The organism is Marinobacter sp. (assembly GCF_041690615.1).
Taxonomy (GTDB): domain Bacteria; phylum Pseudomonadota; class Gammaproteobacteria; order Pseudomonadales; family Oleiphilaceae; genus Marinobacter.
In genome coordinates, this window is record NZ_JAWLGY010000022.1 from 1 (window position 1) to 13,338 (window position 13,338).

Here is a 13,338-nt window from a genome sequence, read left to right on the forward strand (position 1 = left end):
GAACATCTTTATCTATCGCGACGGCGTGCTGCACACCCCGGAGCTGACCTCCTGCCTGGAAGGCATCACCCGCCAGACCATCCTGGACTTCTGCAAGGAAGAGGGCATTCCGGTGAAAGAGCGCCGCATCACCCGCGACGAGGTCTACATCGCTGATGAAGCCTTCTTCACCGGCACCGCAGCCGAAGTGCTGCCGATTCGCGAGCTGGACGGCCGCATCATCGGCGAAGGCAAGCGTGGCCCGCTGACCGAGAAGCTGCAAGGCCTGTATTTTGATGCGGTAAAGGGCAAGCTGCCCCAGCATCAGGAGTGGCTGACGCTGGTCAGGGGTTGACGCCACAGTGATTGGTGGCGACATGGCGGGCAAACCGACAGTGTTGGTAAGCTCGGCCTACGCAGGGGTAACCGACGAATGGTTTGATGCCAGTTTCTGGGGTGATTCCGCGGTTCCGGTATCGTCCGGGGGGCGCGGGAGTGCCTGGTTTATCCACTCAAATCAAGGTGAGCTGGTACTGCGGCATTATCGGCGAGGTGGCCTGGTAGCCAGGATTTCCGGGACGAAGTATTTCTATACCGGTGCCGAAAACGTCCGGGCCGTAGCGGAGTTCAAATTGCTGGGCAGGTTACACGCTGAAGGCCTGCCGGTGCCAGCGCCAGTGGCTGCCTGTTACTGGCGGTCAGGGGTTTTCTACCAGGCAGCGATTCTCACCGAACGTGTCAGGCCCGCTACAACGTTTGGCGCGCTCTGGAAAGACTGGCCTGCATCAGTGTGGGAAAAGGTCGGCAGGACGATCCGCCAGTTTCACGATCATGGGGTTTTCCATGCTGATTTGAACTGTTTTAACATCCTGATTCATGACGCCTCGCCTTACCTCATCGATTTCGACAAAGGGAAGTATCTGCCAAAATTGGGGAGGGTGGAAAGGTGGAAGCGAGCCAACCTTGCCCGGCTCTACAAATCTCTGGCGAAAGAACTGCGCAGCGAGCACGACAGGCACAGTCTGGATGATCTCTGGAAAGTGCTGGTGCGCGGGTACGAGACCGGGTTTTAAAGGTCAGCTTTCTATTCGCCGGTCCTACCTGAATTCTTCGGACATGATGAACGCCCCAGAACAGCTTCACCAGTTTGACCACGCCAACGCTGGCTATCGTGTGCTTAGCCGGGTGAGCCGCGATGATGCGGAACGGCTGCTGGAACAGGTGCTGAACCACCAGCTGGATTTCGACCAGGTGTTGAAAGATAGGGCCAAGTGCCTTGTTGCCCGCTTTTCCCATCCTGACAAAGGGTGGCTTGTCCTGAAGGTTCCGCGGGCCAGAACCAACAGGAAATGGGAAAGGTTCCTGACGCTGTTTCGTCCGGGGGAGGGGTTCAGACAAATCTGCAACATGCAGGAGCTGGAGCGGCTGAAGCTGAAAGGCCCCCGGCCGGTGCTGGCAGCCGAGAAACGTCGCGCCGGGGTGGTGGTAGACAGCTTCTATATTTACAGTTTCATTGATGGGCGAGAGGGCGTATCCGCTGACCTGCCTGCGATCGTCGAGACACTGTTGCCACTTTACAGGCAGGGCTATTGTCGCACAGACCCGAGAGTTGCCAATCATATAATCAATGATGACGGTGTCCACCTGATTGATTTTCGGATACGGCGACCGTTCTTGCTGGGGAGGCTCAGATGCGCAATGGAACTCTGTCAGCTCGCTGGCGACCGGTTGTATGCCGTCAGGATTGGTAATGATGCCGGATACAGTACAGCACTGATGCGCTCTGCCTGGCGGGTCAAACGAGTTGCACAGTGGTTTCGAAAGGCCAAGCAGCGGCTAAGGAAGCGGATTTTGAGGCAGAGTCACTGAGGTTGTCTTTACGTTGCCGAACGCTGCCTCAATCGGGCAAGCTCAGGCCTATCGCAGGCGTTTAATAGGCCAACCAATACCGCCCACATTCTCTGGAGCCAGGGTCTTTTACTATGAAAATTGCGCTCGTCCATATGCGGCACTCTGATACCGGCGGCACAGAGTTGTTTCTGAATGAAATGGCACGATACCTGGCTGAAAAAGGAGAGGAGGTCACGATTATATGCCGAACCCACGTTGCACCACCTCACCCGGATGTCAGCTTCGTCACACTCAAAGGATTAAGTCTTGGTAAAGCGCATCGCATCTGGAAATTTGCCAGACAGGTAGAGCGCCATCTTGCGGATACCCATTACGATTTTGTCTATGGGCTGGGGAAAACATGGTCCAACGATATGCTCCGAATCGGTGGTGGTACCCACCTTCACTTTGTCCAGTCAATGAAGCACGGTAAGCTGACTCTCAAAGATAAGGTTGCTATAGCCATTGAGCGCAGAGCCATGTCGCCAGGAGCCTACCGACATATTGTTGCCAACTCCTTTAAAAGCGCCCGGGAGGTTAGGGAGGCTTACGGTGTCCCGGAGGACAAGATATCGGTTATTCATAATTTTGTTGATACGGGCCGCTTCAGCCGCGAACGCGTGCAGGAGCAAGCTGCTGTCCTGGAGGACAGGTTGGCCCTTGACCGGAATCAGCCGGTGTTTCTGTTTCTCGGTTCCGGTTACGAACGAAAAGGCCTTCGTCAAGCGCTGACAGCCTTTGCCAGGCTGGACTTCCCCGCAACACTTCTAATTGCCGGAAGGGAAAGCAACGAGGCGGCGTTCAAGGCCCTTGCAGCGGAACTGGGCGTGCGTGAGCGCTGCAGGTTTCTTGGTCCGCAGAAGCATCCGGAAGTGCTGTTCTCAGTGGCAGATTGCTACGTATTGCCGACCCATTACGAGCCTTTCGGGTTTACCGTTATTGAAGCTCTGTCCTGTGGAATTCCCGTCGTAACCACGGAGAACTGTGGGGCCAAGGAAGTACTCAATCCTGATGTTTCGACCGTAGTCGGGGAAGGTGTCGACCCGGAAGAAATATACAGCGCAATGGTTTACTGGGCGGAGCGCCGTGGGGACAGGGGGCTGGCAACAGCCTGCAGGGCACTGGCGCTGACTCTGGATGTTAACGAAGTGATGGAACGCAACTATCAACAGATTCTGACGGTATATGAGCAAAAAAAGGACTGAAGTGCCAGACTTTACTCAGTGGACGGTGATTGGCCGTGGTGACGAGCGCACCTGCTTCGGGAATCCTGACGACCCTCGTCGCTGCATCAAGGTTAGTTCCAGGGAGAGGGCCAAGCAGTCTCATCGAGAGATCAGGTATTATCGCTATCTGAAGAAGAGAGGGATCCCCTTCTCTCATATTCCCGAATTTTTTCGTGTCATTGAGACGGAAACATTCATAGGCATTGAGCAGGAGCGAATTCTGGACCCATCGGGTAGATCACCAGATGACATGCGCCACTATCTCAAGCAGCCGCTGTCGGCCTCAGAGCAAAAGGCCTTCTGGGATGCGATGGCTGATCTCAAGTCTTATCTGGTCAAGTATAACGTTATCCCTTGCGACCTGGTCATGAGTAATATGCTGATCGTCAAGTCTGGTGCCGGGCTCGAAATCAAGATGGTGGATGGTCTTGGGGGCGCCGAGTTTATCCCTTTTTCCAACTATCTGCGTTTCTTTGGCAAGCGAAAAATCGACAGAAAGTGGCAAAAATTTGTCGACAGTATTGTTCGGCCACATTTTGAGTTGTACCAGAATCACGAAGCGACGCCTGGTCAGACTACAGGTTCAGGAAACGAGTAGTTGGCTCATCCCATCCCGGCAGGCTTATGGATGTTGCCCATAGAAATGCCTGACGGCTGATATGACGTGGGCCTGCTCAGACTGGCCAATGCCATACCAGAGAGGCAGCCGGACAAGCCTCTCACTTTCCACAGTCGTAAAGCGGTCCTCGCCATGAAATCGTCCGAATCTGCGTCCGGCACTTGAGGTGTGCAAGGGTACATAATGAAACACGGCCATAACGCCGCTGGCTTTCAGGTGTTCGATTAGCGAGGTACGTTCGCGCAGATCGGCCACCTTGAGGTAGAACATGTGAGCATTGTGGGTGCAGTTGTCCGGTATGATCGGCAGGCGGATGTTGCCGGCCTTTTGTAAGGAGGCCAGTTCGTCATAATAGCGGTGCCACGCAGTCAGTCGGTCGTGGTTGATCGCCTCGGCCTTTTCAAGTTGCCCCCACAGGTATGCGGCCTGCAATTCACCCGGCAGGTAGCTGCTACCTACATCCACCCACTGGTACTTGTCTACCATGCCCCTGAAAAACAGGCTCCGGTTGGTGCCTTTCTCCCGGATAATCTCCGCTCGCTCTGTAAACCGGTCGTCATTGATGATGAGCAGGCCGCCCTCACCACCACTGGTATAGTTCTTGGTTTCATGGAAAGAGAAAGCGCCGAGATGGCCGATGGTGCCAAGAGCCTTCCCGTTGTAACTGCTCATCATTCCCTGAGCAGCGTCTTCAACAACATAAAGGTCATGCCGGGCTGCTACCGTCATGATCGTGTCCATGTCACAACCTACTCCTGCATAATGTACCGCCACAATGGCCCGGGTTCTGTCGCTAATGGCGGCCTCGACAAGTTCCGCATTGAGGTTCATGGTGTCCGGAGAAATGTCCACAAACACCACTTTTGCGCCCCGGACGACGAAGGCATTGGCGGTGCTGACAAACGTATAGCTTGGCATGATGACTTCATCGCCGGGCTTAATGTCGAGCAGGAACGCCGCAAGCTCCAGGGCCGCAGTGCACGAAGGCGTGAGCAGCGTTTTCGGAGCGGGTAACGCTTGCTCAAACCAGGCCTGGCAGTCCTTGCTGTAAGGACCATCCCCAGACATTTTCACACTGCGTAATGCCTTGAGGACATGTGCCTCTTCGTTTCCAGTGTACGGGGGCTTATTAAACGGTATCACTGGTTCTTCTCCAGAAGGAACTGTTTCTCCAGTTCAAGCAAGTCCTTTTTCCGTTCTTTAATGCGCCTGGCGGGGTTCCCCGCGTAGATGCCCCAGGGGCGTGTGCTTTTGTTTACTAGGGTCATGGCACCGACTGAACAGCCCTCTTCGACTGTTACCCCGGGGAAGATAACAGAGCCCGTGCCTACGATGACCTGTTTTTTCAGGGTAACCTTGGCGAAACGCTCATTTTTATAGTTTTTGGGGATCTGGGAGTTCACGAGCGTTTCGCCGCTGTAATCATCACTTTGTGCGAAAACCTTGACGCCATACGCTAATGTGCAGAAATCCGACAGGTACACTCCTGGTCTGCCCCCGGCAACCAGGCACATAGGCGTGATATGGCAATATTGGCCAATGACCACACGTCCGGATAAGATGCAAAAGTCATCGATGCGCGAGTTGTCGCCGATTTCAATCATATCTGCGTTATAGATACTCGCTTTGTCGCTGACCTTTACCTCTCTGCCGAGAGACTTGAAGCCCATAGCCTCGAGTTGCGTCCGGGAAAGATATGCCATTCTAGTTCCTGAAAATATCAGACAGTTGCTGAACCAGCTTCTCTCTGGAGAACTGGGACAGGACGATGTTCGAATTCTGACGGCGCTCGGCTTCGGGTATCAGTGAAAGTGACAGATCCGAAACTGGTCTCAGGGAAAGCCCGAGCCTCTGAAAAACATCCCACTGGGTGACATCCGATCGCATATAGACAGTCTTGGCGAGGCCAAGCAATGCAATGGTGTTGCCCATGGCTTGCTGTCGATTGTGGTTGAAAACAGCAATATCCATGGTGCTCAACAGTTCCAGGTAATCATTGAAGCCCATGAAACGGGTCAGCGGGAAGAACTTATCCCCAAAGAGCTCACGTCCAAGGCTTAGAACTTTGGCGGCATGCTCCCTGTCACCATACGAAAGTGGGACATGAACCTCTATATCGCTGTCTTTGTAACAGCGCAGTTTTTCGAATACTTCTTCATGATTATTGCTTGGATCTGAAGAATTACCGACCAATATTCTCAGGCGGGAGCCATTTCGCCTGTTGTCGTTCGCAAAATATATCAGGCGTGGGTCCGCCACGTTGCTCATATACAGCAGGCACTCCTGGTATTTTCCGGTTGCGCCGTACCACTGCCGGGCAAGCTCTACGTCACCCGGGATGTAGGTCACCAGGTTCCCCATGCGCCTGATAACAAACGCACGCTGACGCTCTCTCAGGCGGTCCTTGAATCCATGTCTGGGCTCCTGGTATTTGTAGAGGTCAGCGCCGCGGATAATCCAGTAGCACTTTTTCAGCAAGGATGGCTGCAGAAGGAGGAATTTCATCGCACGACGGTTAAGGCCATGAAGAATGACCTTGTCGGCACGATTAAGCATGATGAAAAGTTTCACATTGGAAAGCAGGCGGTCGCTGTAGGTGCGCTTGTCAAAGTGAAGATGTTTGTCAGGCTCCAGTGCAAACTGGTCAAGACGCTTTGCGCCTGAGAGCCAGAACTGGTGGTCCTGCCCGGGGAATTCGGTCTTCACAAGTTCGATGAACGGAACAATGAATTTGTTGAGGTGCGAAATGTGCAGGATCATTCGGGGGCCTCTCAAAGTTCACCATTGGCCAGGGCAAGGAGGTAATCCCCATAGGTATTCTTTCGCAACTCTTTCGCCTGATCGAGGAGGCGTTCTCTGTCCAGCCAGCCCTGGTTAAAGCCTATTTCTTCGAGACACGCTATTTTGTAGCCCTGACGCTTCTCGATGGTTTCCACAAACTGTGCCGCCTCCAGAAGGCTTTCACAGGTCCCGGTATCCAGCCAGGCGAAGCCGCGGCCCAGCAGTTCCACGTTGAGTTCTCCCCGCTCCAGATAGGCACGGTTGATATCGGTAATTTCGAGTTCACCCCGATGGCTCGGTTTTACCTTTTTGGCGATGTCCACAACGTGATGGTCGTAAAAATAAAGGCCGGTCACAGCGAAATGGGATTTTGGCTCGTCAGGTTTCTCTTCGATGGAAACCGCACGACCGTCGTGGTCAAACGCCACAACGCCAAAGCGTTCAGGATCCTTGACCTGATAGCCGAACACGGTGGCGCCTGCCGTGCGCTGTGCAACTTTTTGAAGTTTCGGGGTGAACCCCTGACCATAGAAAATGTTATCCCCCAGAACCAGGCATACCCTGCTGTCGCCGATGAAGTCCTCACCGATAATGAACGCCTGGGCGAGCCCTTCCGGTTTCGGCTGAACCTTGTAACTCAGTTTGATACCAAACTGTTCGCCGGTCCCCAGGGCGCGTTTGAATCCGGCCTGATCCTCTTCTGTGGTTATGATGAGGATATCGCGGATACCTGCCAGCATCAGGACCGACAGCGGATAATAGATCATGGGCTTGTCATACACGGGCAGGAGCTGTTTCGACGTGCCCAGTGTGATCGGGTACAGGCGGGTACCAGAGCCGCCAGCGAGCACAATGCCCTTCATATTCCGGCTCCCAGTCGTTCACGTTGGTAGGTGCCATCCTGAACGCGCTGGCACCACTCCAGGTTGTCCAGGTACCAGAGCACCGTTTTGCGGATTCCCGTCTCGAAGGTTTCCTCTGGCGTCCAGCCCAGCTCTCGCTGGATCTTGCCTGCATCGATTGCGTAACGCCGGTCATGGCCGGGGCGGTCCGGTACATGGGTGATCAGATTTTTGTAGCCACCGAGTCTGGGGCACAGCTCTGCCAGCAGGTCACATAAGGTGTGAACCACTTCAGCGTTGGTTTTTTCGTTGTGACCACCGATGTTGTAGGTTTCGCCGGGCTCCCCTTTGTTGACCACGCGGTACAGGGCCCGTGCGTGGTCTTCGACGTAAAGCCAGTCCCGAATCTGGTCGCCCTTACCGTACACCGGTAGCGGCTTTTCTTCCAACGCATTGAGAATGATGAGGGGAATGAGCTTTTCCGGAAAATGATAAGGCCCGTAATTGTTGCTGCAGTTGGTTACGATTGTGGGCAGACCATACGTTCGCCGCCAAGCACGCACAAGGTGGTCCGCGCTGGCTTTGCTGGCGCTGTAGGGACTGCTTGGCCTGTACGCTGTGCGCTCAGTGAACCGGTATTGGTCCGCATCCGGTGTGTCACCCGGATGCGGCAGGTCGCCAAATACTTCATCCGTGCTTATATGATGGAAGCGGAACCGGTTCCTGCGATTTTCGTCCAGGTTCTGCATATAGGCGCGGGTCGCCTCCAGCAGGGTATAGGTGCCAACGATATTGGTTTCAATGAAGTCCGCGGGACCGTCTATGGACCGGTCAACGTGGCTTTCAGCCGCCAGGTGCATGATCGCATCAGGCTGATGCCTTGCGAGAATCCGATCGATTTCCGGCCGGTCGCAGATATCGGCATGCTCGAAAGCGTACCGGCCACTGTGGCTGACTTCCGCCACGCTTTCCAGATTTCCCGCATAGGTCAGTTTGTCGACGTTGACTACCTCGTCCGCCGTATTGCCAATGATATGTCGGATGACGGCTGAGCCGATGAAGCCCGCGCCTCCGGTTACCAGTAGTTTCATGGTCTGATGCTACGTTTGCTGGAAAGAGAGGGTTCGTTCGTGCCAACAGCTGATTTATGGGCTGTCCATAACAGGACGATGCTGAATGCATAGACCATTGCCCCGCTGTTATGCTCCAGAAATGCCTGAGTCAATGAAAATATCGCGTAACAGATCACAGTTGCCAGACCGGCAAACGCCATAGAGCGCTGGTCGGGCTGGTGACGAATTTCACGGATAAAGGCAACCATTGGCAGGAGGTAAAGGGCGAGCATTGAGGCCAAGCCTGGCACTCCCCGTTTCTGAAACAGGTCGAGGTAGTCGTTGTGGGCGTGGGAGAACCTCAGAACATCCGCTTTCACCTTTCCTGCTTCAATCAGTTGCTGCTTGCCTTCCGTAATCCCATTGGTGCCCCAGCCAAGTAGTGGCTTTGAGCTTCCCAGGAGCCAGGCTGACTTCCAGAGTTCCAGTCGAACGCCCACCGAGGAACTGGCGTCGTTGTGAGTCTGGTAAGCTTCGAACTCTGCGGCAGCGTTGTCGATTCTCTGTTCCACAATGTCTCCTGCTAGCCCAACCAGGGTGGAAACTGCGACGGTTAAAGCCACCAGCCCTGCGATCATGCTCTTTTTCCGGAATTGTCTGATATACCCACCAATCAGAACAATCGGGACTACCAACAAAGCAAGCCAACCACCTCGGCTTCCCGACAGTAGTGCCCCGAGGATGCCAAGGATGACTGAAAGGCCAAAGAATGCTGTGAGGAGCCCGTTTTTCGTGCGATTTTCTTTTTGCCAGAAAATGGCGCACATGGAGAGCAAGCCGAGCAGGATGGACAGGTTTCCGAACTGGATCGGGTTCATGCTGCCCCCGGCTCTTGGCATCCCCTGTACAAAAACATGGTAGACGCCAATAAGTCCGCCACCGGTGGCGCCTAACGCAATACCGACCCACAACCAGGCAGGGGAGGGCGGGTACCGGTTCAGAAAAGCCAGCACAACAAGCGCGAAGAGAAATCGACTTGGCTTGTCCAGTTCGCTGCTTCCGGATCCGTGAAGCGCAACCTCTGCAAGTGCGACCATAAAAAACAGCAGAAAGGCTGCTGTAATCCACGCATCGTCTTTTCCGGGAATCAAGAGGCGGGGTGAGCGCTGCCATAGAGCAGAAATAATCGCACAGATCAGCAGTCCGGCCGGCCCCCAAGAGTAGCCAGAGTTTAACGAAAGGGCGAACGCACCAAAGGTAAAGGCTAGAAACGATGTTACATACCGCATAAAATTTCTCAGATCGCGGGCTAGAGTCGCCCAATCAGTTGATTAAGTGCATTGGAGTCATTGGTATTGATGATCTCTGATCTGCCCAGGTTTGCGTGCCGTGCGGCTTCCTCGTCACTGGCTTTATCACCAATCAGAAGGCATAACGCAGGGTCAAGATCGAAGTCTGCTAGTCCTTGCAGAACCATGCCGGGTTCAGGTTTCCGGCAGTCACAGTTCCGGGTTTGTACGGGTCCGAAGTTCGGGTGATGGGGGCAGTGATACACCCTCGCGATCTCAACCCCCTCATCCTTGAACCGTTCCAGCATCCAGTCAGTCAGTTCCTGAAACTGTTCTTCCGAATACATACCTCGGGCAATGCCGGACTGGTTGGTGACCACGATCAACAGGTAGCCCTGCGCCTGAAAATACCGGCATAGTTCGAAAATGCCTTCAACGAACTCGAAATCTTCCTTGCGGTAGACGTAACCATGGTCGATGTTGATAACGCCATCCCGGTCCAGAAATACGGCTTTGTTGGTCATAAGTTCTGGTCCCGCATACAGCGCTGGAGGGTTTTGCATACTTGCTCTGTGGTTATGCGGCCCATAAGTTCCTTGCCTTTCAGGCGCTGCCCCCAGCGGGTCTGGCTCGGGGATTCGCCTCGAATTTCTTGAAGCGCGGGAGTATACGCGTCGACTACGTAGTCCTGCCACAGATAGGGGCCCGTGCGAGCGGGGTTGCTGTGGGCGTAGAGGCCAATGACCGGGGTGCCGGCGGCTACTGCCATGTGGGCCGGGCCGGTATCGGGTGCTATGACCACCTGGACCTGGCCGATCAGTGAGAACAGCTGTTTGAGTGAAGACTGGCCCACCAGGTTGTGGATTGGTGCCTTGGTACGCCCCTGGATGTCCTTTGCCAGAGCCTTTTCGAACTCGCCGGGGCCGCCACAAAGGTAGACGGCAAAGCCTTGGTCGGATGCAAAGTCTGCGACTGCAGCATATCGCGCAGGTAACCAATTGCGCTCTGGATTGGAGGCAGCAGGGATAATGATCAGGTGCCGCTCGCGCGACTGATCGAGCTGGGCATCAGCCCATTGTCGGTCGTCATCACTCAGTGGGATATCCCACAATGGTGGGGTCAGGGGAACGCCAATTGCCTTCTGGAATTGGCGGAAATTATCCAGTACATGGGGGGCGGTTGTCGGCTCGATACGCTCATTGACGACCAGGCCGTGCAGTTCTTTGCTTTTCGCTCTGTCGAAACCGATCCGCCGTCTGGCGGCAATGCACAAGCTGGCCAAGCTGGCACGCAGTGCTACCTGCATAACCAGTAGTACGTCGAACCTTTGGCCTCTGAGGCTGCGGTAGAGGCTTCTGTAGGCGGCAAGTCCCCGGCTTTTATCGAAAACCACAAGGTTGACGCCGGGCATGCCGTCCATAAGGCTCGCTTCTGCCTTGCCAATGACCCAGGTGATCTGTGCCTCCGGGTACCAGTTCCGGATAGCCTGCACGATGGCGGCCGCATTACAGGTGTCCCCGATGGCTGACAAGCGCAGCAGACAAACAGAGTGAACGGGGGTCAAATTAGCTCCTGACTTTTCTGATCAGTCCAGTAGTAGAGCGACCTTCCAGGGTAGGGAGTATGGCGACCTCCCCCCCATTTTCGTGTACGAAGTTTGCTCCTACGACCGTTTCTGCGGTGTAGTCACCACCTTTAGCCAGCACCCGTGGCCGGACTCTCCGGATAAGCTGCTCGGGGGTGTCCTGCTCGTCAGGCTTGTCGCCGAACGGGATAACCCAGTCTACACAGGCCAGGGCAGAAAGAACTTCCATGCGGTCCTCAAGGCTGTTGACGGGGCGCTCCTCACCCTTGAGCCGACGGACGGATGCATCGGAGTTCAGACCTACCACCAGCCGGTCGCCAAGGGCGCGGGCCTGGGCCAGGTAGCGCACATGGCCTGCATGGAGAATGTCGAAGCAGCCATTGGTAAAAACAATACGCTCCCCCTGTTCACGAGCGTAGTCAATGTGCAGCAGGCTTTGCTCGATGGTCGGATGGTAGCCACTGTTTTTTGCGGACAGTTGGTGGCTGGCGCGAGCCGCCAGTTCTTCCGGAGAAACCGTAGCCGCGCCCAGCTTGGCCACGACAATTCCGGCTGCCAGGTTGGCCAGCCAGGCCGCGTCTTCCAGTGAAAAGCCAGTGCTAAGAAGCGTGCCCAGTGTCGCGATTACCGTGTCGCCTGCACCGGTTACGTCGCTCACTTCCAGAACCTCTGCCGGAAAGTGGTGATGGGCACCAGCTGTGATAAGGCTCATGCCCTGCTCACTGCGTGTGAGCAGCATGGTATCGATACCGGCGTCCGACAGCATGGATCGGGCAGAAGCCAGCATGGTGTCTTCGGACGAGACATCGCCGCCGGCGGCCTTGAATTCAGCCAGGTTTGGTGTAATCACACTGGCGCCCCGATACAGGGAGAAATCCTTGCTCTTGGGGTCTACCAGTACGGTTTTTCCAGCGACCCTCGCAGTCTGGATCAGGTTGCCTACACAGGCGAGTGTGCCTTTGGCGTAATCGCTAATGATAACTGTGTCGTACCCGTTGATCAGCGCAGAGAAGCGATCAGCCAAACGTCTGGCCAGGACCGGTTCGAAGGTGTCTTCCATGTCCAGGCGGACCATCTGCTGATGGCGGGAGATGATCCGGGTTTTGGAGATGGTCCGGGCTTCTTTCAGTGCAAGCAGTTCCGAGTGGACTTTCTCCCGCACCAGTATGTCTTCAAGCAGCTTGCCATCCTGGTCCTGCCCAATAAGGCCCAGTAGGGCTGCATGGCCATCCAGGTGGGCGATGTTCCTGGCCACGTTGGCAGCGCCACCGGCCCGGTCTTCGGTATGGGCTACCCGTACAACGGGGACCGGCGCTTCCGGTGAGATGCGATTGGTATCGCCTATAAAGTAGCGGTCGAGCATGACATCTCCGACTACCAGCACTGAGGCACTCTGCAAACTGGCGAGCCTGGCCGGGTCAAACATCAGCCCAGGCCTCCGGACAGGACCACCTCGTCGATGGCCTCGCACAGCCAGTGACCAATAAACATGTGGGCTTCCTGGATGCGGGCGGTTTCATCGCTGCGGATAATGATGGAGAGATCGGCAATATCCTTTACCTTGCCACCATCGCGCCCCGTCAACGCAACGGTCGTTGCACCCAATTCGTTGCCGGCCTTCAGGGCAAGGTTGATGTTCTCGCTTTGCCCAGACGTGGTCAGGCCAATAACCAGGTCTTCCGGTTTGCATAATCCGCGAACCTGACGCTCGAAGACGGTTTCGAACTCATAGTCGTTGGGGTGGGCCGTCAATATGGAGGTGTCAGTGGTCAGCGCGATGGAGGCGAGGGGCCCCCGCTCCTGCTTGTAGCGAACCATGAACTCTGCTGCCAGGTGCTGGGAATCGGCCGCGCTGCCGCCATTGCCCATAAAGATAACCTTGCCTCCCTGTTTCAGGGTCTGGCGGGTATAGGCAAGCAGCCGCTCCGCAGACTCCTGTATGTCTTCCAGAGCGGCAAACGTTTGGCGGTGACGCTCCAGTGTGGCTAGGTAGCTGCTTGGCAGGGACATCATTGCCTCCAACGAGAAATACTGGAATAAGGTGTACCCGGAAAGCCTCCGAGCCGGACGCGAAA

General features: G+C 55.4%; 15 protein-coding genes. 5 read left to right on the forward strand and 10 right to left on the reverse strand.

The window, feature by feature from the left end; genetic code table 11:
• From ACESMZ_RS14270 to ACESMZ_RS14290, 5 genes are all read left to right on the forward strand, one after another.
• Positions 1 to 334: aminotransferase class IV (locus ACESMZ_RS14270; RefSeq protein ID WP_372972804.1), on the forward strand; the 334-nt coding region annotated here is incomplete at its 5' end.
• Between the two features lie 22 nt (positions 335 to 356).
• Positions 357 to 1,052, forward strand: a complete 696-nt coding sequence (locus tag ACESMZ_RS14275; protein ID WP_372972805.1) for a 3-deoxy-D-manno-octulosonic acid kinase — start codon at positions 357 to 359, stop codon at positions 1,050 to 1,052.
• A 43-nt stretch (positions 1,053 to 1,095) separates the two neighbouring features.
• Positions 1,096 to 1,848 carry a hypothetical protein gene (locus tag ACESMZ_RS14280; protein WP_372972806.1) on the forward strand — a complete coding sequence of 251 codons (753 nt, stop codon included), beginning with the start codon at positions 1,096 to 1,098 and terminating at the stop codon, positions 1,846 to 1,848.
• 113 nt (positions 1,849 to 1,961) lie between these two features.
• Positions 1,962 to 3,074 carry a glycosyltransferase family 4 protein gene (locus tag ACESMZ_RS14285; protein ID WP_372972807.1) on the forward strand — a complete coding sequence of 371 codons (1,113 nt, stop codon included), beginning with the start codon at positions 1,962 to 1,964 and terminating at the stop codon, positions 3,072 to 3,074.
• Entirely contained in the window at positions 3,055 to 3,693 is a 639-nt protein-coding gene (locus ACESMZ_RS14290) for a YrbL family protein (protein WP_372972808.1), read from the forward strand. Before ACESMZ_RS14285 ends, ACESMZ_RS14290 begins: the two co-directional genes overlap by 20 nt.
• A gap of 24 nt (positions 3,694 to 3,717) precedes the next feature.
• On the opposite strand, the gene rffA is transcribed toward ACESMZ_RS14290, so the two are convergent.
• The 10 genes from rffA to ACESMZ_RS14340 are packed head-to-tail and all read right to left on the reverse strand — an operon-like array spanning position 3,718 to position 13,276.
• The gene (rffA, locus tag ACESMZ_RS14295) at positions 3,718 to 4,857 is read right to left on the reverse strand and encodes a dTDP-4-amino-4,6-dideoxygalactose transaminase (protein ID WP_372972809.1); all 1,140 of its coding nucleotides are present in this window, start codon (positions 4,855 to 4,857) and stop codon (positions 3,718 to 3,720) included.
• Positions 4,854 to 5,417, reverse strand: a complete 564-nt coding sequence (locus tag ACESMZ_RS14300) for an acyltransferase (RefSeq protein ID WP_372972810.1) — start codon at positions 5,415 to 5,417, stop codon at positions 4,854 to 4,856. Before ACESMZ_RS14300 ends, rffA begins: the two co-directional genes overlap by 4 nt.
• A gap of 1 nt (position 5,418) precedes the next feature.
• Positions 5,419 to 6,474 (reverse strand): TDP-N-acetylfucosamine:lipid II N-acetylfucosaminyltransferase, encoded by a 1,056-nt coding sequence (locus tag ACESMZ_RS14305; RefSeq protein WP_372972811.1) that lies wholly within the window; start codon positions 6,472 to 6,474, stop codon positions 5,419 to 5,421.
• An 11-nt stretch (positions 6,475 to 6,485) separates the two neighbouring features.
• Entirely contained in the window at positions 6,486 to 7,358 is an 873-nt protein-coding gene (rfbA, locus tag ACESMZ_RS14310) for a glucose-1-phosphate thymidylyltransferase RfbA (protein WP_372972812.1), read from the reverse strand.
• Complete coding sequence (gene rfbB / locus ACESMZ_RS14315) at positions 7,355 to 8,428, reverse strand: dTDP-glucose 4,6-dehydratase (protein WP_372972813.1); 1,074 nt, start codon at positions 8,426 to 8,428, stop codon at positions 7,355 to 7,357. Before rfbB ends, rfbA begins: the two co-directional genes overlap by 4 nt.
• Positions 8,425 to 9,678 carry an O-antigen ligase family protein gene (locus ACESMZ_RS14320; RefSeq protein WP_372972814.1) on the reverse strand — a complete coding sequence of 418 codons (1,254 nt, stop codon included), beginning with the start codon at positions 9,676 to 9,678 and terminating at the stop codon, positions 8,425 to 8,427. The genes rfbB and ACESMZ_RS14320 overlap by 4 nt, the downstream gene beginning before the upstream one ends.
• A gap of 20 nt (positions 9,679 to 9,698) precedes the next feature.
• The gene (gene gmhB, locus ACESMZ_RS14325) at positions 9,699 to 10,202 is read right to left on the reverse strand and encodes a D-glycero-beta-D-manno-heptose 1,7-bisphosphate 7-phosphatase (protein ID WP_372972815.1); all 504 of its coding nucleotides are present in this window, start codon (positions 10,200 to 10,202) and stop codon (positions 9,699 to 9,701) included.
• A complete protein-coding gene (locus ACESMZ_RS14330) occupies positions 10,199 to 11,242 on the reverse strand; it encodes a glycosyltransferase family 9 protein (RefSeq protein ID WP_372972816.1) in 1,044 nt (347 codons plus the stop codon). Before ACESMZ_RS14330 ends, gmhB begins: the two co-directional genes overlap by 4 nt.
• Before the next feature lies 1 nt (position 11,243).
• Positions 11,244 to 12,689: a bifunctional D-glycero-beta-D-manno-heptose-7-phosphate kinase/D-glycero-beta-D-manno-heptose 1-phosphate adenylyltransferase HldE gene (hldE, locus tag ACESMZ_RS14335; RefSeq protein WP_372972817.1), complete on the reverse strand. Its 1,446-nt coding sequence runs from the start codon at positions 12,687 to 12,689 to the stop codon at positions 11,244 to 11,246.
• Positions 12,689 to 13,276 carry an SIS domain-containing protein gene (locus tag ACESMZ_RS14340; protein WP_372972818.1) on the reverse strand — a complete coding sequence of 196 codons (588 nt, stop codon included), beginning with the start codon at positions 13,274 to 13,276 and terminating at the stop codon, positions 12,689 to 12,691. The genes hldE and ACESMZ_RS14340 overlap by 1 nt, the downstream gene beginning before the upstream one ends.
• Positions 13,277 to 13,338: the final 62 nt, after the last annotated feature.